Below are 18,967 nucleotides of genomic sequence, written 5' to 3'. Positions count from 1 at the left end.
AACACGGGGCAACCGAGCACGACCCTCACGCGTTGAAGCGCCGGCCACCGCGGACAGACCGACTGCAGGGGACCGCGCGAAGCGGCCGCAAGGCATCCGGTGAGCTGGAGTGGCAGCGGCACCACTACCGCGCCACGCGACACCAGTCCCCAGTCGTCCGCCAACAGGCAGCGCACGAACCACACCGGTCGATCACGCCTGCGCCCTGAGGTCATGCCGGTCCGGTGCAACCGGAGGCAGGCCCCGCCCCCTATCAGGCGGGTACGCGATCGGCTCCGAGATCACGGCGTATGGTGTCACGCAGCCGAGTGAGCGCAGCCTCGTACTCAGCGCGCCCCCGGTGTATGCCTCATCGCCAGCGAGAGCGCCGACCGCAGCGAGCACGAAGGCGGCGAAACGCGTCCTCGGAGGCGTCGAAAACGTCCGGCGCGGCCGTGATCGACATCTGATAGCACATGCCGTAGCACGCGGCGAAGCTGTCGCGGGCGAAGCGGTTCCCGTTCAGCGTCATCCAGGTCGTGGTTACGGGCCAGGCTACGAAAGCTGTTGCGAGCCTGGGAGAGGCACGCGAGGTAGTCGCTGTACAGGACGCGCCGCACCCCGACTAGACCAGTCCGCCCGCTCCCGACGCCCGGTGCGCGCCGGCCTGCACCGGCCGCGCGCACCGGCCACTCGGATCAGATGGTCGACGTGTCGATCACGAAGCGGTAGCGGACGTCGCTGGCCGTGACGCGGTCGTACGCCTCGTTGATCTGGTCGGCGTTGATCAGCTCGATCTCGGCGCCCAGGCCGTGCTCGGCGCAGAAGTCCAGCATCTCCTGGGTCTCCTGGATGCCGCCGATGCCGGAGCTGCTCAGGCTGCGGCGGTGGCCGAACACCGACATGAGCGGGATCTGGACGGGCTCCTCCGGCAGGCCGACGTTGACCATCGTGCCGTCCGTGCGCAGCAGAGACAGGTAGGCGTTGAAGTCGAGCGGGGCCGAGACCGTGTTGAGGATCAGGTCGAAGGTGCCCGCGAGCTCCTCGAAGGTCTTCGGGTCGCTGGTGGCGTAGTAGTGGTCGGCACCGAGCCGGAAGCCGTCGTCCTTCTTGCGCAGGGACTGCGACAGGACGGTGACCTCGGCGCCGAGCGCGTGCGCGATCTTGACTCCCACGTGGCCGAGGCCGCCGAGACCAACGACGGCGACCTTCTTGCCGGGGCCGGCGTTCCAGTGCTTCAGCGGGGAGTACGTGGTGATGCCCGCGCAGAGCAGCGGCGCGGCCACGTCGAGGGAGAGGCCCTCGGGGATACGGACGACGAAGTCCTCGTTGACGACGATGTTCTCCGAGTAACCGCCGTAGGTGGGCTGGCCGTCCTTGCCGACGGCGTTGTACGTCAAGACCGGGCCGCCCCCGGTGCAGTACTGCTCCAGGCCGGCCTCGCAGTTGTCGCATGTGCCGCAGGACTCGACCATGCAGCCGACGCCCACCCGATCGCCGACGGCGAACTTCGTCACCTCGGGGCCGACCTCGGTTACGACGCCCGCGATCTCGTGGCCGGGCACCATCGGGAAGATACCGGGATACCAGCCGTCCTGGGCCTGGTGGATGTCCGAGTGGCAGATGCCGGTGAACTTGATGTCGATCAGGACGTCGTGGTCGCCGACCGGGCGCCGCTCGATGGTGGTCCGCTCCAGCGGGGCCTTGGGGGCGGGGGCCGCGTAAGCAGCAACAGTGGTCATGCCGGGGTTCTCCTAGCGAGGGGGGTGTGTCGTACCCGGATGTTCCGCCGGGTGCGTCTTCCAGCCTGCCGCAAGTCCCGCCTGCCAGCCTGTCCACGCCTTTTCTACGACTGCCGTGCCTACCACTGGCGGGGTCAGGCTGTCAGGCGTAGGACCAGGGGATGCCACGGATACTGGTGGCATGGACGAACAGCCGGAAGCAGCCGCCGGTCGGCCGCTGGACCGCCGGGCCGAGCTGAGCGAGTTCCTGCGCAGCCGGCGGGCCCGGCTGAAGCCGGAGGACGCCGGGCTGCCCGACTTCGGGCGGCACCGCAGGGTGCCGGGGCTGCGCCGCGAGGAGCTGGCGCAGCTGGCCGGGGTGTCGGTCGCGTACTACACGCGCCTGGAGCAGGGCAACGGCCGCAACGTCTCGGCGGAGGTCCTGGACTCCATCGCCCGCGCCCTGCGCCTGACGGACGCCGAGCACGCGCATCTGACCCACCTGGCGAAGCCGAAGGCGCACAAGAAGAAGCCGGCGGCGCGGCCGCAGCACACCCGTCCGGCGCTGCGGCAGCTGCTGGACGCGATGGAGGGGGTGCCGGCGTACGTCGTCGGGCGCCGTTCGGACATCCTCGCCTGGAACCGGCTGGCGGCCGCCGTCTTCGGCGACTGGTCCGAGCTGCCGCCCGCGGAGCGCAACTGGGCCCGGCTGGTGTTCCTGCGGCCCGACTACCGCGACCTGTTCGTCGACTGGGAGCAGAAGGCGATCGACATCGTCTGCATTCTGCGCATGGACGCCGGCTGCCATCCGGACGACACCCGGCTGTCCGCCCTGGTCGGTGAACTCTCCGTCAAGAGCGGTGAGTTCCGGCGCCTGTGGGCCACGCACGACGTGAAGGAGAAGAACCACGGCGTGAAGCAGCTGCACCACCCGCTGGTCGGCGAACTCTCCCTGAACTACGAGGGTTTCCGCATCCCGGACGGCACGGAACTGTCCCTGGTCACCTACCACGCCGAACCGGGCTCCCCTTCCGCCGAGTCCCTGCGGCTCCTGGCCAGCTGGGGCACGGACGCGACACGCGCGGCTGCGTCCACCCTCTAGTAGTGCTTCGTTAGGTTCTGGCTCTGGTTCTGCTGGTGGTGAGTGGTCGGCCGCAGGTGGTGCAGGGTTCCGGTCCAGCACCGCAGCAGGTCCGGGAGTGCGTCCGGGACCTGGTAGAGGGTCAGGTCGGCGTGGGTGCCTTTGGGTCGAGCCGCTGCAGGGTGAGAAAGGCCTGAGCGGCGGTGACGAGGGTGACGTGGTGCCAGCCGCGCCAGGCGCGGCCTTCGTGGTGAAGCCGCCGTCGACGGGCAGGGCGACGCCAATCACGAAGGGGGCGCCCGGGCTGCACAGCCATAGGACGGCGTTGGCGATCTCGTCGGCGGTGCCCAGGCGGCCGATGGGCTGCTGCTTCATGATCTCGGCCATGGCTGCGGCCTGGCCTTCGAGCATGTCGGCGACCATCGGGGGCTCGATGACGCCGGGGCACACGGCGTTGATGCGGATGCCCCTGGGGGCGTATTCGACGGCGGCGCTCTTGGGCAGGCCGATCACGCCGTGCTTGGAGGCGTGGTACGCGGCGCGTTCGCGCAGGCCGCCAGGCCGCCGAGGGACGAGCAGTTGACGATCGCGCCGGAGCCCTGGGTGCGCATCCGTCGTAGTTCGTGCTTCTGGCAGGTCCAGATGCCGCGGAGGTTGACGGCGTTGACGCGGTCGAAGTCCGCGGCCGTCTCGTCGGCGGCGTCGGCGGGAGGGGCCTGGATGCCGGCGTTGTTGAAGGCCATGTCCAGGCGTCCGAAGGTTTCCACGGTGCGCGCCCATGGCGGCGGCAATCCTGCTCGGTGGTCGGGACGCGTGAGGGGCTGCGACGCCGCCGGTCGGCGGCGTCGCACGGGATGGTTCAGGGACGCAGGAGGGCCTTGATGGCGCGGCGCTCGTCCATGGCCTTGTAGGCCTCGGCTGCCTGTTCCAGCGGGAGTTCGAGGTCGAAGACCTTGCCGGGGTCGATCTTGCGGTCCCAGATGAGCTGGATCAGCTCGGGCAGGAACCGGCGGACGGGGGCGGGGCCGCCTTCCATGTGGATGCCGGCGAGGAACAGTTCGAAGCCGGGGATGTGGACGTCGTAGTTGACGCCGACGAAGCCCAAGTGGCCGCCGGGGCGGGTGGCGCCGATGGCCTGCATGGTGGATTCGCGGGTGCCGACCGCCTCGACGACCGAGTGCGCGCCGAGGCCGCCCGTGAGCTCCTTGATCATTGCCACGCCCGCGTCTCCACGCTCCTCGATGATGTCGGTGGCGCCGTAGAAGCGGGCCAGCTTCTGCCGCTCGGGGTGGCGGGACATCGCGATGATGCGCTCCGCGCCGAGCTGCTTGGCGGCCAGGACTGCCATCAGGCCGACGGCGCCGTCGCCGACGACAGCGACGGTCTTGCCGGGGCCGGCTTCCGCGGCGACAGCGCCGTACCAGCCGGTGCCGAGGACGTCGGAGGCGGCCAGCAGCGAGGGGATCAGGTCCGCGTCCGGCTGCCCGGGGGTGGCGACGAGGGTGCCGTCCGCGTACGGGATGCGGGCCTTCTCGGCCTGGGTGCCGATCGTGCCTGCCACGAACTCGCGGTGCACGCAGCCGGACTGGTAGCCCGAGCGGCAGATCTCGCAGGTGTTGTCGGAGATGACGAACGACCCAACGACGAAGTCACCGGCCTTGACGGTCTTGACCTCGGAGCCGACCTCTTCGACGACGCCGACGTACTCGTGGCCCATGAGGGTGTGGTCGGCGGGCTCGATCCCGCGGTAGGGCCACAGGTCGGAGCCGCAGACACAGGTCGCGGTCAGCCGGATGATCGCGTCGGTCGGCTCAATGATCTTCGGGTCGTCGCGGTCCTCGACCCGGACGTCTCCGGCGGTGTGCATGACTACGCCACGCATGGTGGTTCTCCTTGCTTCGTGTTCCCGGCGCCTCGGGCGCCTGTGTGTGATCAGGAAGGCACGGATTCCTGCGAAATGAAGGGAAATATGCCGGTGTGGCGTTGTGGCGCCGCCGTCCTGCGGTCTCGCAGCTGGTGCCCGAGCCGAGGGCGGGCCCGCTGCGGCGCCCCTGGATGAGCGCGATGGTGATCGTGGGGACGAGGGCCAGAGCGGCCATGGCGGCGCCGGCCATGGCCGGCCCGGCGGCCTGGAAGGGCGAGTCGAGGGTGAGCCCGGCGATCCAGGAGTCGGCCACCGTGCCGAGGTTGAACGCCGACACGGTCAGGGCCGAGCCCAGCGTGGGAGCCTTGCCCGCGATGCGGACGCCGAGGGCGATCAGGACCGGGGTGCCGAGGAAGCCGACCAGCCCGAGAAGGGCGACCTGCACCACCATCGGGACGGCGAAACAGACAGCAGGCCGAGCGCCAGCAGGATCACTGCGGCCAACGCCGCAGCCTTGATCGTGGTCGCGTACGGGCGGGCGTCGCCGACTCGGCCGCCGACGAGGAAGCCGGCCAGGGCGCCGGCACCGAATCCGACGAGGACGAGCGGCACGAGCCCCGCATGGTCGGTCAGCAGCGGAGCGATGTAGAGGTGTACGTGGCCCAGCACGCCGGCGCTCGTGGTGGCGCAGGCCGTCAGCACCAGCCAGCGCCGACCCGAGCGCAGCGCGGACAGCTCCGAGCGGGTCGACACCGTCTGCCCGCCGCGGGGTTCGTTCGGGACCGAGCGCGCGATCAGCGCCATCGCGGCCACCGTCAGGACGGCCAGGATCCAGAAGGGTCCGCGCCAGCCCATCAGCTGTCCGGCGAACGCGCCGAGCGGCACGCCGACGACGTTGGCGAGCATGGCACCGGAACCGACCACTCCCACGGCGCGCGAGCTCGCGGCCGGGCCGGCCGCCCTGGTGGCCACGACGTTCGCCACCGCCCAGAACGCCCCGGTCGCCAGCGCGGTCAGGAACCGCGCGGCGAGCAGCAGCCCGAAACCGTCACTCACAGCGGCGATCATGTGTCCTGCGGAGAAGACGCCCAGGGCCAGCACCAGCGTCCACCGGGCGGGCAGCCGCAGGCCCGGCTCGTCATAGCGATCGCCGTGATCAGCTCGCCGGAGGCGATGCCGGGCAGCTGGCGCGCCTTCTGCTGGTCGTTGGTGTAGTCGAGGGTGTAGGGCATGCACACATCAGAAGGCCGAGCCATCGCCGGGGTGACCGCCACCCGAACCGCTTCCTCCTGGAGGATCACGTTGTAGCGGAAGCCGTGGATCTCGGCGCCGCCGGACTTCTCGGGCACGGCGATGCCAAGCACGCCGAGCTCACCCAGACCGCTGAAGAGCTTGCGGGGCGCGATCCTAGTCCCCGTAGTGCGGCACGACCTCCTTGTCGAGGAAGGCCCGCACACTGTCCCGGTAGGCTTTATGCTCGGCCGCGAAAAGAGTCCGTTTCATGATCTGTTCAGCTTTCTCAGGCTATCGGGGACGGGAAGTACTGCCGCGGCTGATGAATGCGTTGATTCGGTCGGCCGGTCCGGGCCCGAGGAAGAGGTCCCGCTGGTAGGCCCGTTCGTCCGCGAGCTGCGCGGCAGGCGGAGCGGCGTGGCCGGTGGCGAAGAGACGCCGTGTCGCTACCACACCGCCGGTGGGCTCCAATCCCGACAGTCGTCGCGCGATCGCCCGCATCTCCTCCGCGAAGCGGTCGTCGTCGACGCAACTCCAGATCAGACCCCAGTCGTGGGCCTGTTCCGCGGTGATGCGGTCGCCCAGGAGGGACATGCCCATCGCGCGCGCCCGGCCGGCGTGCCGGACCAGCGCCCAGGTGATACCCATATCGGGCACGATTCCGAGCGACGTCATCTGTGGCACCAGGAAGTACGCCGATCGGGCGGCCACGGTGACGTCCGCCAGCAGAGCCAGTCCGACCGCGCCACCCACGCACGGTCCGTTGACCGCGGCCACGACGGGTACTGGCGACTCCAGGATCGCCGTGCACAGCGGATCGACGCTGCGGGCCATCCCGTCCGCCACCTCGCGTGCCAGGCCCGTCCCCTGGGAATCGAGATCGGCGAGGTCCAGACCGGCGGAGAAAGCCCGGCCCCTGCCGGTGACGACCAGTACCCTGACCGCCGGATCGTGGCCTAGCGACTCAATCGCGTCCCTTAGCCGGTCCATCAGCTCCCAGCTCAGTGCATTGAGCCGGTCCGGACTGTCGAGCGTAATGGTGGCGACGCCGTCGTCGAGATCGATGTCGAGCATGGCCATCAGATCACGAACCCGCCGCCGCAGACCAGGGTCTGCCCGCTGACGTAGTCCGACTCCGGGATACAGAAGAGATACACCGAACCGGCGGCGTCCGCAGGGGTACCGGCACGGCCGAGCGGGATCGAGCGCTCCATCGCGTCCAACAAGTCTGGACTGACGCCGACCTTAATCTCCTTGCCCTGCACATCGATCGTGCCGCCCCCGGCGGGGGCGTCCGTCAACCGGGTCCTGATCAGCCCGAACGCCACGGTGTTCACCGTGACGTTGTACCGGCCCCACTCCTTGGCCAGCGTCCTGGTCAAACCGGTGACGCCGGCCTTCGCGGCGGCGTAGTTGGCCTGGCCCGCGTTGCCGCCGAGCCCGGCGATCGAGGAGATGTTGACGACCTTGCGGCACGGCACCGGTTCACCCGCTGCGCGGGCCCGCTTCACCGCCGCGGAGATGAGCGGCTGCGCGACCCGCAGGATCCGGAACGGCGCCTTGAGGTGGACGTCGAGGATGGCGTCCCACTGCTCGTCGGTCATCTTCTGGATGACGCTGTCCCAGGTGTAGCCAGCGTTGTTGACGATGATGTCGAGCCCGCCGAAATTCTCCCCGGCCGTCTGGACGAACCGCTCCGCGAAGCCCTTCTCGGTCACGCTGCCCACGCAGGCCACCGCCCGGCCCCCGGCGGCCTCGATCGCGGCCACCGTCTCCTTCGCGGGCTCCGCGTCCAGGTCGTTGACCACCACGGCCGCGCCGTCAAAGGCCAGCTTGAGGGCGATCTCACGGCCGATGCCGCGGCCCGAACCGGAGACGATGGCAACCTTGCCGTCGAGCTTTCCCATGCGAGTTACGTTCCTTCCAGCCCAGTGCGATTCGGTTCAGTCCAGGGCGACGACGGCGTCGCCGGCGAGGGTGAGAGTGCCGTCGTCCAGGGTGACGGTCAGGGCGAGCGTGGCTAGGCCGTCCTCGACGGACACCACGCTCGCGGTGCACGTCGGACGGCCGTGCACCGGGGTGACCGCTGCGAAGCGCACCCGGTATGAGCGGATTCGCTCCTGTGGCATCCAGTCAGTAAGCAGCCGGACCAGATAGGCCATGGACAGCATTCCGTGCGCGAACACGTCATCCAGGCCGACGGATCTGGCCACGTCGAGGTCGACATGGATGGGGTTGTGGTCGCCGGACGCGCCCGCGAACAGTGCCAGCGTGGTCCGGGATACCGGTGCGATCCGCAGCGCGGGCAGCTCGGTGCCGACCTCGACCTGCTTCGGAACGGTCACTGCGACACCTCCGGATTGCGCACCACGATGACGCTCTGCGCCTCGGCGACCAGTTGGCCGCCGCAGGTGATGTCGGTCTGCTTGACGAGGAACTCCAGCGCGCCGCCCTTCTTGCTGTAGATGTCGACCATGCGCGGCTGGAGCGTGAGTGTGTCGCCCGCGTGGGCCGGTCGGTGGTAAGTGAACGACTGCTCGCCGTGCAGCACCCGGCGCAGGTCCACATCCAGCGCGGCCAGGTAGCCGAACGGGTCGGGCGCCTCCAGCTCCAGGCTGAAGAAGAACGTCGGGGGCACCGGCAGGTCAGGGTGGCCCGCCTGCTTGGCGGCGTCCAGGTCCGTGTACACGGGGTCCGTCTGGCCGGTGGCGCTGGCGAAGAAGCGCAGCCTGCCGCGTTCCACCTGCACGGTGATCGGATCGAGCGGCAGCCTTCTGGCTGCCTCGGTGTCGATCGGCACCCCTCAGCGCACCTTCTCGTAGAGCGTCACGACAGCGGCGCCGCCGATGCCGAGGTTGTGCTGCAGCGCCACCTTCACACCCTCCACTTGCCGTGCCTCGGCTTGGCCGCGCAGCTGCCAGACCAGCTCGGCGCACTGGGCCAGTCCGGTCGCGCCCAGCGGATGGCCTTTCGACAGCAGGCCGCCCGAGGGGTTGGTGACCACGCGGCCGCCGTAGGTGTTGTCGCCGTCGCGGATGAACTTCTCCGCACTGCCCTCCGGGGTGAGCCCGAGCGCCTCATAGGTCAGCAGCTCGTTGGTGGTGAAGCAGTCGTGCAGTTCGACGACCTTCACGTCCTCGGGGCCGATGCCGGCCTTCTCGTAGACCTGCTGCGCCGCGGCCTTGGACATGTCGTAACCGACGATCTTGCGCATGTCCATGTCGGCGAAGGTCGACGGGTAGTCCGTGGTCATTGCCTGCGCCTTGATCGACACGTCGGTGCGAAGGCCGTGCTTGCGGGCGAACTCCTCCGAGCACAGCACGGCCGCGGCCGCCCCGCAGGTGGGCGGGCAGCACTGCAGACGGGTCAGCGGGCCGTAGATCTCAGGCGAGGCGAGCACCTCCTCGACCGTCACCGGGTCACGGAACACCGCGTAGGGATTGTTCTTCGCGTGCCTGCGCGCCTTCACCGCGATCCTGGCGAAGGTGTCCTCGGCCAGGCCGTACTCCTTGGCATAGGCCGAGCCTGCTCCGCCGAAGTACCGGGCGGCGAACGGGGCATCCGACTCACCCTCGACGGCGAGCGTCACCTCGTCGAAGGGGGCGAACGGGCTGGGCCGGTCCTGGAAGTGCGTCGCTAGCGCGCCGCGCTGCATCTGCTCGAAGCCGAGGGCGAGCACGCAGTCCAGCATCCCGCTCTCGATCGCCTGCCGTGCCAGGAACAGCGCCGAGGATCCCGTCGCGCAGTTGTTGTTCACGTTGACGATCGGGATACCGGTCTGCCCCACGCCGTACAGCGCGGCCTGGCCGCACGTCGAGTCGCCGTAAACATAGCCGACATAGGCCTGCTGAATCAGGCTGTAGTCGACCCCGGCGTCGGCGAGTGCGGCACGCACCGCCTTGGCACCCATCACGTCGTAGGACTCACTGTTCCTAGGCGTCTTGAACGGGATCATCCCGACCCCTGCGACGGCCACGCGTGTTGTCATGACAGCTCCAACCCTCCACTCCGTTCGGCAACATGCAGACTACTTATGATTCACCTACAGCGAAAGGGGTGCCTAGATTCGCAGGATATTCGGCCCGAGCTAGATCACGAGCACTGATGAGAATTCACATACCTTCGCCATGCGAGGCCGGTGGCACCTGTCCGCCCCTCGCCGCCCTGCGGAACTGGTGGATCATCGCGGTGGCAAGCCGGCAGGACTTGGGGCTGTGCCATCCCCTGCCGGGAAACCCGCTGCCCACGCCCGGGGACCGGTCTACGGATGAGGTGAACCCACTCGCCCCGTTGTAAGGGGTTTGAGGGGGACCTCAGTTGGGCGTGCCGCCGTACGGAGGCGCGCCGTACGACCACCACCACAGCGTGGTAGCAAGCTCTGGACGCCCTGAGGTAGGGAGCGTCGGCTGCCCGCACTGTCGTCCTGAGGTGCACCTGGGCTTTCTGGAGTTGGGCGCCGCACGCACCGGGGAGCGGGGGCTCGGGGCGGAAGCCGCCAGTCAGGAGATGAAGAGTGGCGTCTGCTGTGGGGTGAGGTCGTCGCGTAGCCGTACGAAGCGGACTGGGTGGCGGTAGCGGCCGGCATCGATCGAGGTGTCGGCGACGAACTCGGCGACCAGGTCAACGCCGCGCTGCCCGCGCGGAGCGGGGTCAGTCACGCGAGACTGAGAAAAGCACCGAATCGGATGACGAGTGATGCGAAAGCGGTGGCGAGATGAACCGATCGGCAGATGACAACCGCCCCCCAGGCGGAACGGGCCTTGCGGCACAGAAGCGGGCTTCTTTGCTGATCGACACCGCAGGCACTGTTGTGGGGTGGAGTGCGGCAGCCGAAGAACTGCTCGGCTACCCGGCAGAACTGGTCGTCGGCCGGCCTCTCACGCAGCTGCTGGGTGACGACCGTGCCGCTGCCGACGACGTCGTTGTCAGGCACCGGGACGGCAGCCTCATCGGCTGCCGCATCCGGTTGCGCCGCGAGCAGACGAAGCCGGGAGGGGCGTGCGTGAAGGTGGAACTACTGCCGAACGGCGAGGACACGTCCGCTGTCGACAAGGCGCTGCTGGACGCCCTCTTCAACCGCTCCCCCATCGGGCTGTGCCTCCTCGATCCCGAGCTTCGCTTGACACGGTTCAACGCCGCAGCCGACGGAATGCAGGGCATCAGCGCGATCCACGGACTGGGACTGCGGCCTACGGAAGCGTTTCCCACCTTCAGCGCCGAGCATGCTGAGCAAGTGTTGACCAAGGTGCTGGAGACGGGTGAACCCGTCCTCGGCTTCGAGAAAACTGGACGACCACCGGGCGACCCCGACACCGAACACATTTACTCCGCGTCCGCGTTCCGGCTGGAGGATGAGGACGGCCGCATCCTGGGAGTCGCCGACACCATCGTCGACGTCACCGACCACCACCGCGCCCAACAGAGACTGGCCCTGACCGCTGAAGCCGGAACCCGGATCGGGACGACCCTGGACGTGTTGCATACCGCCACTGAATTCGCGGAAATGGTGGTGCCCCGGCTGGCCGACGGTGTGGCCGTAGACCTTCTCGAGCCGGTTCTCACCGGGCAGGACATGACCCAGCCCTCAGGACGGCCCGGGTCCCTGCGGCGTGCCGCGTCACGGTGCAGGCCAACCGGTGCCGAGCCCAACGTCTACGCGGCCGGTGAGGCCTGCAACTTTCCTGGCGCTGCAACAGCCGCCCAGGCGCTGATCGACCGCCGGCCACGTCTGGTGCGTGAGGTCGAACAGGGCAGTGCTTGGGTACGCGGCGATCCCGTTCGTGGTCGGCGGATGCAGGAAGAGAAGGTTCGCTCGCTGATAGTGGTCCCGCTCGTCGTGCGGGACTCCGCACTGGGGCTGGTCACCCTTTACCGCTGGTCCCCTGGCCGGCCCTTTGACGAGGAGGACCTCGCGCTGGCGCAGGACCTGGCCGTACGCGCCGCGATCGCCCTGGACAACGCACGCCTGCACCTGCGTGAGCGCAACGCAGTGCTCACGCTGCAGCGCGGCCTGCTGCCACGTGATCTGCCCGCTCCTGGGGCAGTGGAGGCGGGGCATCACATGGTGCTTTCTGGGGCGGGCGGCGACTGGACCGATGTCATCGCCCTTCCCGGAGCCCGTGTCGCGCTCGTGGTGGGCCGTACGCCGGGCCGTGGCATGGGCACCGCAGCCACCATGGGCAGACTGCGGACAGCTGTACAAACGCTTGCCGCCCTCGACCTCGCACCGGACGAGGTCATGGCCCGGCTCGACGACCTCGTTCGGCAGATGGACGCGGAGAGCGCCGATCCGGCGGCTGCCAGCCCCGTCGGTACCACCTGCCTGTACCTGGTCTACGACCCGGTGACCTGTCGGTGCACCCTGGCGGCGGCCGGGCACACGGGGCTCGCCGCCCTCCGCCCGGACGGCACTGTGACGTTCCCGGAGCTACCGCCGGCAGAACCTCTGGGGCGGCCCGGCCCGCCTTTCGCCAGACTCGAGAGGCGCCTACCGCAGGGCAGCCGTTTGGCGCTTTTCACACCGGGACTGCTGCAGGCTTTCGCCAATGACACTGGACGCGCCGCACTCGCGCAGCTGCTGGCTGCCTCCACCGAATCTGTCCAGAGCGCATGCCTGACTCTCACCGAGCAACTGGTGCCGGCTGATCCACCGGAAGATGCGGCAGTCCTGGTCGCCCGGACCCGGACCCTGGATCCCGCGTCCGTCGGCGAGTGGGAGCTGCCGTCGGATCCGGCGGCCGTCGCCACCGCCCGCTCCCTCGCTACCCGGCAACTTCACGCCTGGGGTCTGACAGAGGAGCTCTTCGCCACGGAACTCATCGTCAGCGAACTGGTCACCAATGCCATCCGCTACGCCCGGCCGCCGGTACACCTGCGCCTCATCCACGACCGCCAACTCACCTGCGAAGTCTCCGACGGCAGCAGCTCGGCCCCCCACCTGCGCCACGCCCGCACCACCGACGAGGGCGGCCGCGGCCTCCTCTTGGTTTCTCAATTGGCCGAGCGATGGGGTGCCCGATACGAGAACTTGGGCAAGACCATCTGGGCCGAGCAGCCACTCAGTGCCGCAGCGTAACCGGAACCGGTTCACCCCGTAAGCAGAGCCCCAACCGGCGGGGCGCTGACTCCGCTCAATCCACCACGCCACACCGCGACTTGTACACGGTGGACTCGTGGTCCGCCCGCTGAGGGCGCACCTCGGACGGAAAGCCGCACTGACCGTCCCGGAAGGGGGGCGGGGGCGTGTTGAGCAGATCGTGCTGCCGGCGCGTCGGTTCAGCCTGTTCCCTGGTGTCCGGAGCGCAGCTCGTTCAGCATCTGTTGCTGGTGGCGGTAGCCAATCGTCTCGTATCCGATCACGGTGACGTAGGGGGCGAGCATGACCACGAGCAGGCACACCGCGACGGAGACTCCCGCGGCCGACAGCAGTGCCGCTGCGGCGAGCACGACGAGGGTGAGAGCGATGAGCAGGAGGTGCAAGCGGTCTGTCGCCGACAAGAGCAAGGTGTGGAGCAGGTAGACCATGAGCAGGTAGAGGCCGGTCGGGAGGACCAGGGACAGCACGACGGCGGTTGGGCCGATGTGTGCGTGGTGCTCCATGTACAGGCCGGCCACGTGGAGTCCTGCTCCGACGCCCGCGATGCCGATGAAGACGGGGATGTGCCCGTAGCCGAAGAGGTATCCGCGCTTGCGGCGGTGGACGAGGATGTCGCCGAAGGGGGTGGCGAAGTAGACCCACCACATCCCGAAGGTCAGTCCGATACCGGCGACGATGACGGCGATGGCGTTGCCGGTCCACTGCGTCCCGTCCGCGCCTCCGAGGAGGTCGCCCGAGGAGGCTGCGGTGCCGACGACGCTCTCGCCCAGCATGATGATCGCGAACAGGCTGTAGCGTTCGGCGACATGGTGCGGGTGCCAGGGCGTGCTGCCGGGCCCGCCCTGGGCGAGCACCGGCAGCAGCAGCTCCAGGGTTCCGATCACGACGACGCAGATGATCACTGCCACGAGCGGCAGATGTGCGAATCCCACGACGGTCCAGCCGACTTGGGCGATCAAAGTCCAGAGGATGTTCGCCCTGGCCACCTTGCGGAACGATGGGGACTGCCGGGACACGCGCCACCATTGGAGCACCACTGCGACGCGCATCACGATGTAGCCGAGGATCATCACCCGCAGTTCCAGGTGGTCGCCTTCTTCGACGGAGTGGAACATCGCGGGGATGCCGAGCGCGAAGACGACGACTCCGATCATCTGCACCATCGTCAGTGCCCGGTAGAGCCAGTCGTCCGTGCCAAACGCGGAGGCGAACCAGCTGAAGCTGATCCAGGCGACGCTGATCCCGAACATGGCGAGGAGGAACGCGACGACGGCCTGCGCGGGATGCCCCTCGGCGAGCAGTTCAGCGTAGCGGGAGGCCGCGGTGCCGACCGCGACGACGAACGTCAGGTCGAACAACAGCTCCAGCGGTGTGGCGACCCGGTGAGCCTCCTGCGGGTTGCGTCCGGTCATCGGCATAAGCCGGTGCGCGACCTTGCCTCTGCCTGTGGCGCTGGTGTTTCGGGATTCGCTCATGCGCATCATGTTCCCCTGAGGAGACGACGAACTTCTCGGCCTGCGATCGGGCGGGTAGGACAGGGCGGCGGCCGCGAGCGGCGGCGGCGGCGGTGGTGGTGGTGGTGGTGGTGGTGGTGGTGGTGGACAGCGCCGGCGCGCCGTGCGAGTGACCTCCGGGGCTGAGGAGGGGGCGCGGGAGCGTCCCACGTCCTGCGGCCCGGAGCTCTCACGCGTACGCCCCGGGGGTCCTGGGTGGTACTGCCGGATCCTGTATCTGGCCGACGCCCGTCGCCGCGTGTGAGGAGTGGCAGGGGCGGCGGCGCCATGTCAGGCGACGTCGCCGCCCGCTGCACGCGGCTTCTAGCGCCTGCCGACCTTGCCTCGGATGTCCAGCGCCCGGATGTCGACCGTCTGCGGATCGTTTCCGGTGTCACGAGACCGAGGTCGGGGTTGGGCAGCAGCACCAGCGAGGTCGGTACCGTGGCGGCGGGCACCGTGAACCCGGCCTCGCGCAGCCCCTCGTCCACGAAGTAGTCCAAACGCGTCACCTCGCCGGGAATGTGCACGTAGCCGTAGTCGAGCATGCCGGTCTCGCCGGTGGTGCTCACCGTCGTGGCCTCGGCGGCGAGGAAGGGGTTGGACTCCACCTCGCACTCCTGGCCCTTGTCGTCGACACGATGGTTGGTCGAGGTCAGGGCGATCGGCGCGTGGCAGATCAGCGAGATGTACACCGAGTTCTCCCGCGCCAGGTGCAGCACCTCGCCGAGCCAGGCGTTGTGGTTGAAGACCACCATGGGTGCGTGTCCGCCGGGTGCGTGGATGAAGCCGAAGTCCGCCAGGCTGAAGTCGTCCGAGGGCCCGCGGGGCTTTTGGACCAGCTCGGGAAGCGAGAAGTACTCCTTCTCCGGCCATGTCTCCATGAGCGGCAGGACTTCGGCACGGTAGGCGACGGTCTCCGCGTCTGTGTTCGGCAGCGGCTCGGCCACCGGCAGCTTCCCGAGGTGGCGCTTGAGCAGTTCTGTCTCCCGTGCGCGGCGTTCGACCAGCTCCGGGTACTTCACGCGATACCCCTCGCCCGTGAAGCCGGGTTCGGAGAAGTCGGCTACTGAGTTCCCGTAGGCCCAGGTCATCTGGCTGGTGGCATGCCAGGGGACGAGCAGCCGTTCATGTCGATCTGGGGCCGTTCTCCGTCCGGCGTGGCGAGGGTGAATTCGAAGTCGTCCTCGAACTCGGCGAACACCTGGGCCAGCTCGAAGTGGAAGAACCCGATCGGGATGGACGGAACCGACTCCGGCGGACTCAGGGGAAGGGAAGTTCACGCGCCGACGAGAGGATGATCAACGCGCGGCGCTTGGCGTCGTTCTCAGACATCGGAACACTCTCCGATCACTGGATGTGCGGGCCGGGGTGAGTGCGGCGGGGCCCCCGGGGGCGGATGCCCGTGCCGGCCGACCTTCCGCAGTAGTGGACGGGGCGGGGGTGCGGCCGGGACAGGTTGCTCTGGCTGTGGGGCATGGGCGTGTTCTCAGGCGGTCACGCCGACGATGGACTTGGTCTCCAGGTACTCGCCGATACCGAAGTCGGCCCACTCGCGGCCGTTGCCGGACTGCTTGTAGCCGCCCCACGAGGTGTTGAAGTCGAAGTCGGCGTCATTGATGAGGACGTAGCCGGTGCGCATCTGCTCGGCCACGGCGCGGGCTTGCCGCGGGTCGGCGCTGGTGACATATCCGCACAGGCCGAACGGGGAGTCGTTGGCGATGCGCAAGGCCTCGTCGACCGTGTCGTAGGCGATGACGGACATGACGGGGCCGAAGATCTCCTCGCGGGCGATGGTCATGTCGTTGGTGACGTCCGCGAAGACGGTGGGCTTGACGAAGTGCCCGTCCTTGAGGGGGCCGGGCAGGTCGGGCTTGCCCGGGCCGCCGGTGACGAGCCGGGCTCCCGCGTCGATGCCCTGACGGATATAGCCCTGGACGGTGTCCCACTGGCCGGCCGACACCACGGGTCCCATGAACGTGTCCTCGGCCCACGGGTCGCCGACCTTCAACTGGTCGACGCGGGCGGTGAGGGCGCTCAGGAACTCCTCCAGGCGCTCGCGGGGCACCAGCGTGCGGGACGCCGCCCCGCAGGTCTGCCCGCTGTTGCCCAGCCCATACAGCACGGCCGTCTCGATGGCGGTGTCCAGGTTGGCGTCGGGCAGCACGATCTGGGGCGACTTGCCGCCGAGTTCGGTCACCACGCGTTTGGCCGTGGGCGCTGCGGCATCGGACACACCGACGGCTACGGGGCCGGAGCCAGTGAAGGAGATCATGTCGACGTCCGGGTGGGCGTTGAGTACGTCACCGATCACCGACCCGCGCCCCAGGACGAGGTTGAACACGCCGGCCGGTACCCCGGCCGCGTCCAGGATCTCGGCCAGCAGCAGCGCCGAGTACGGGCTCATCTGCGCCGGTTTGAGTACCACGGTGCATCCGGCCGCGAGAGCGGAGGCCACCTTCCCGGCGGGCTGCAGGGCGGGGTAGTTCCACGGGGTGATCAGCGCGCACACGCCGACCGGCTCACGCCTCACCCAGGTGCTGCCGCGCCGGTCGACCAGATCCATGCGGCCCAGAGCCTCGGCGGCATTGCGGAACTGGGACTGAGCGGCGGGAACGTGCAGGGTACGGGAGAGCCCGAGCGGTGAGCCGAGTTCAGCGGTGACCGCCTGAGCCATATCCTCCGCGCGACGGGCGTACTCGGCGCCGATGGCTTCCAGCAGCTCGATGCGCTCGGCGGGCGAGGTGGCGCTGAAGGCGGGGAACGCCTCCCGCGCCGCGCGGACCGCCCGGTCGGCGTCCGCGCCACCTCCCAGGACGATCCGGCCGCTGGGCTGCCCCGTGGCAGGGTCGGTCAACTCCTGGACCGTGCCGTCCACCGGCTCGGTCCACTCCCCGTTGATGTACAGATGCTGCGCCTCACGCATGGCGGGGTCCTTGTCCGAAGAAGGGGTGTGAGGGGCGCCGGGGCGCCGGGCGACGGGGGCCGCCGCCCGGCGCCCCGGTCCGCAGTTGGCGGGCCGGGGCAGGCGCCCGCCGGTCAGGCGCCGTGCGGGAGGAACACGCCGCGGAAGCGCATCTTGCCCGAGGCGAGCCGGTCATATGCCTCGGTGGCCTGGTCGAGGGTGAAGGTCTCGGTGATCGGCTTGACCTTGCCCTTGCCGGCGAGGTCGAGGACCTCGAACAGGTGGTGCTGGCCGCCGTGGGTGGAACCGATGACCTTCTGGCGCATCATGTGGAAGGGGATGCCCTCGGAGGAGATGGAGAACGGCCGGGAGAAGTCCAGACCGCTCAGGACGACACGGCCGCTGGGCCGCAGGCCGGTCATCGCCTCTTCCGCCGCCTCGAAGGCGTTGGTCGTGATCAGCAGAACGTCCGCCCCGCCCAGTTCGTGCAGCTCCTTGCCGTTGGCGACGACGTGGTCGGCGCCCAGCTCAATGGCCAGATCACGCTTGTCGGGAGAGTGCGTGACCGCGATGGTCTCGAAGCCCGACGCCTTGGCCAGCTGCAGGGCCACATGCCCCAGCCCGCCGATGCCCACGACGGCGATCCTCTCGTGCGGCTGCGGCTCGGCATCCCGCAGACCGCTCCACGTGGTGTAGCCGGCGCACATCATCGGCGCCGCGTCCTCATAGGACAGGCCGTCGGGCAGTAGCACCGTTCCCTCGGCCGAGATCGCGATGTACTCGGCGTGGCCGCCCTGCGCCGCGAAGCCGGTGGTCCGCGGTGCGACGCAGTTCATCGCGGTCTGGCCGGTCAGCGGCAGGTTCTGACGGCAGTAGTCGCAGCGGCCGCACGCCGACTGCACCCACGTCGTGCCGACCCGGTCACCCACCTGACGGGTGTGCACGCCCGCGCCCACCTCGACGACCTCCCCGACGACCTCGTGGCCAGGGGTCTGCGGGTAGATGTCCCCGCCGTAGCCCTGCGTGGCCCACACGTCGGTGAAACACATGCCCGACGCGTGGACCTTCACCAATACCTGACCGGGCTCAGCCACCGGGGTGGGGACCTCCTGGACCTCCCACGGCTGGTTCGCACCGGTCATCACAACAGCCTTCATGATCTCGCTCCTAGCTTGCAGGGGAACAGCGCGGAGGCGGCCTGTCGCGGACCCGCGCTCGGATCGGAGGGACTCGAGACCCCGACCACCAGAGGTAACCACCTGGATAGATACAACGTAACACGGAGCACCTCGGCTATCAATAACCAGATAGTTACCGCGAAGCTGGGAAGAGACCCTACCCCGGCGCGCCACCCGCTGCGCCGTCGGGCGAGGCCGAACGACGCGCCCTCACGCGGGCGGGTCCACAGCATGCCGTCCTCACGTCTCCAGCGAGACCGTGCACAGGCCCCCACCGGCCCATCGCTGTCTGCACTGGCGAACCTCACTTTCCGTGTGTTTGCCGAACGGACTACTCTCTACTCATGCCGCCGGACGCCACTGCCACCAAAAAGCGCCTGCTCAAAGCCGCGCACAACGAGTTCGCCCAGTTCGGGC

General features: G+C 69.0%; 17 protein-coding genes and 1 pseudogene. 2 read left to right on the top strand and 16 right to left on the bottom strand.

Annotation, left to right across the window (positions count from 1 at the left end):
• Positions 1-677 precede the first annotated feature (677 nt).
• The gene (locus ABZ910_RS35115; RefSeq protein WP_361373291.1) at positions 678-1,721 is read right to left on the bottom strand and encodes an NAD(P)-dependent alcohol dehydrogenase; all 1,044 of its coding nucleotides are present in this window, start codon (positions 1,719-1,721) and stop codon (positions 678-680) included.
• Between the two features lie 181 nt (positions 1,722-1,902).
• Here ABZ910_RS35115 and ABZ910_RS35110 point away from each other — a divergent pair, with 181 nt between their 5' ends.
• The gene (locus tag ABZ910_RS35110) at positions 1,903-2,802 is read left to right on the top strand and encodes a helix-turn-helix transcriptional regulator (protein ID WP_361373289.1); all 900 of its coding nucleotides are present in this window, start codon (positions 1,903-1,905) and stop codon (positions 2,800-2,802) included.
• 222 nt (positions 2,803-3,024) lie between these two features.
• On the opposite strand, the pseudogene ABZ910_RS35105 reads toward ABZ910_RS35110, so the two are convergent.
• From ABZ910_RS35105 to ABZ910_RS35055, 11 genes and pseudogenes are all read right to left on the bottom strand, one after another.
• Positions 3,025-3,554 (bottom strand): annotated as a pseudogene (locus ABZ910_RS35105) (SDR family oxidoreductase); the annotation flags it as partial.
• Positions 3,555-3,640: 86 nt separating this feature from the next.
• Positions 3,641-4,663: a zinc-dependent alcohol dehydrogenase family protein gene (locus ABZ910_RS35100; RefSeq protein ID WP_361373287.1), complete on the bottom strand. Its 1,023-nt coding sequence runs from the start codon at positions 4,661-4,663 to the stop codon at positions 3,641-3,643.
• Positions 4,593-5,096 (bottom strand): hypothetical protein, encoded by a 504-nt coding sequence (locus ABZ910_RS35095; RefSeq protein ID WP_361373285.1) that lies wholly within the window; start codon positions 5,094-5,096, stop codon positions 4,593-4,595. Before ABZ910_RS35095 ends, ABZ910_RS35100 begins: the two co-directional genes overlap by 71 nt.
• Positions 5,039-5,713 (bottom strand): MFS transporter, encoded by a 675-nt coding sequence (locus ABZ910_RS35090; RefSeq protein ID WP_361373283.1) that lies wholly within the window; start codon positions 5,711-5,713, stop codon positions 5,039-5,041. Before ABZ910_RS35090 ends, ABZ910_RS35095 begins: the two co-directional genes overlap by 58 nt.
• A complete protein-coding gene (locus ABZ910_RS35085; protein WP_361373281.1) occupies positions 5,710-6,009 on the bottom strand; it encodes an acyl-CoA dehydrogenase family protein in 300 nt (99 codons plus the stop codon). Before ABZ910_RS35085 ends, ABZ910_RS35090 begins: the two co-directional genes overlap by 4 nt.
• Positions 6,010-6,169: 160 nt before the next feature.
• The gene (locus ABZ910_RS35080) at positions 6,170-6,958 is read right to left on the bottom strand and encodes an enoyl-CoA hydratase/isomerase family protein (RefSeq protein WP_361373279.1); all 789 of its coding nucleotides are present in this window, start codon (positions 6,956-6,958) and stop codon (positions 6,170-6,172) included.
• A complete protein-coding gene (locus tag ABZ910_RS35075) occupies positions 6,958-7,785 on the bottom strand; it encodes an SDR family oxidoreductase (protein ID WP_361373277.1) in 828 nt (275 codons plus the stop codon). Before ABZ910_RS35075 ends, ABZ910_RS35080 begins: the two co-directional genes overlap by 1 nt.
• A 36-nt stretch (positions 7,786-7,821) precedes the next feature.
• Complete coding sequence (locus ABZ910_RS35070; protein ID WP_361373275.1) at positions 7,822-8,223, bottom strand: MaoC/PaaZ C-terminal domain-containing protein; 402 nt, start codon at positions 8,221-8,223, stop codon at positions 7,822-7,824.
• Positions 8,220-8,678 carry a MaoC family dehydratase N-terminal domain-containing protein gene (locus tag ABZ910_RS35065; RefSeq protein WP_361373273.1) on the bottom strand — a complete coding sequence of 153 codons (459 nt, stop codon included), beginning with the start codon at positions 8,676-8,678 and terminating at the stop codon, positions 8,220-8,222. The genes ABZ910_RS35070 and ABZ910_RS35065 overlap by 4 nt, the downstream gene beginning before the upstream one ends.
• 3 nt (positions 8,679-8,681) lie before the next feature.
• Complete coding sequence (locus tag ABZ910_RS35060; RefSeq protein ID WP_361373271.1) at positions 8,682-9,866, bottom strand: lipid-transfer protein; 1,185 nt, start codon at positions 9,864-9,866, stop codon at positions 8,682-8,684.
• A 511-nt stretch (positions 9,867-10,377) separates the two neighbouring features.
• On the bottom strand, positions 10,378-10,536 hold the full coding sequence (locus ABZ910_RS35055) for a hypothetical protein (RefSeq protein ID WP_361373269.1): 159 nt from the start codon (positions 10,534-10,536) through the stop codon (positions 10,378-10,380).
• Positions 10,537-10,661: 125 nt separating this feature from the next.
• On the opposite strand from ABZ910_RS35055, the gene ABZ910_RS35050 reads away from it, so the two are divergent.
• Complete coding sequence (locus ABZ910_RS35050) at positions 10,662-12,953, top strand: SpoIIE family protein phosphatase (protein WP_361373267.1); 2,292 nt, start codon at positions 10,662-10,664, stop codon at positions 12,951-12,953.
• Between the two features lie 200 nt (positions 12,954-13,153).
• On the opposite strand, the gene ABZ910_RS35045 is transcribed toward ABZ910_RS35050, so the two are convergent.
• From ABZ910_RS35045 to ABZ910_RS35030, 4 genes are all read right to left on the bottom strand, one after another.
• On the bottom strand, positions 13,154-14,449 hold the full coding sequence (locus ABZ910_RS35045; protein WP_361373265.1) for a low temperature requirement protein A: 1,296 nt from the start codon (positions 14,447-14,449) through the stop codon (positions 13,154-13,156).
• 5 nt (positions 14,450-14,454) lie between these two features.
• A complete protein-coding gene (locus tag ABZ910_RS35040; protein WP_361373263.1) occupies positions 14,455-15,561 on the bottom strand; it encodes a hypothetical protein in 1,107 nt (368 codons plus the stop codon).
• Positions 15,562-15,956: 395 nt separating this feature from the next.
• Complete coding sequence (locus tag ABZ910_RS35035) at positions 15,957-17,393, bottom strand: aldehyde dehydrogenase family protein (RefSeq protein WP_361373261.1); 1,437 nt, start codon at positions 17,391-17,393, stop codon at positions 15,957-15,959.
• Between the two features lie 113 nt (positions 17,394-17,506).
• Positions 17,507-18,529: an alcohol dehydrogenase catalytic domain-containing protein gene (locus ABZ910_RS35030; RefSeq protein WP_361373259.1), complete on the bottom strand. Its 1,023-nt coding sequence runs from the start codon at positions 18,527-18,529 to the stop codon at positions 17,507-17,509.
• Positions 18,530-18,967 lie beyond the last annotated feature (438 nt).

The sequence above is a fragment of the Streptomyces sp. NPDC046805 genome (genome assembly GCF_040645355.1).
Lineage (GTDB): Bacteria > Actinomycetota > Actinomycetes > Streptomycetales > Streptomycetaceae > Streptomyces.
The sequence above is the reverse complement of the archived record's forward strand: the minus strand, read 5'-3'. Positions and strand labels throughout refer to the sequence as shown.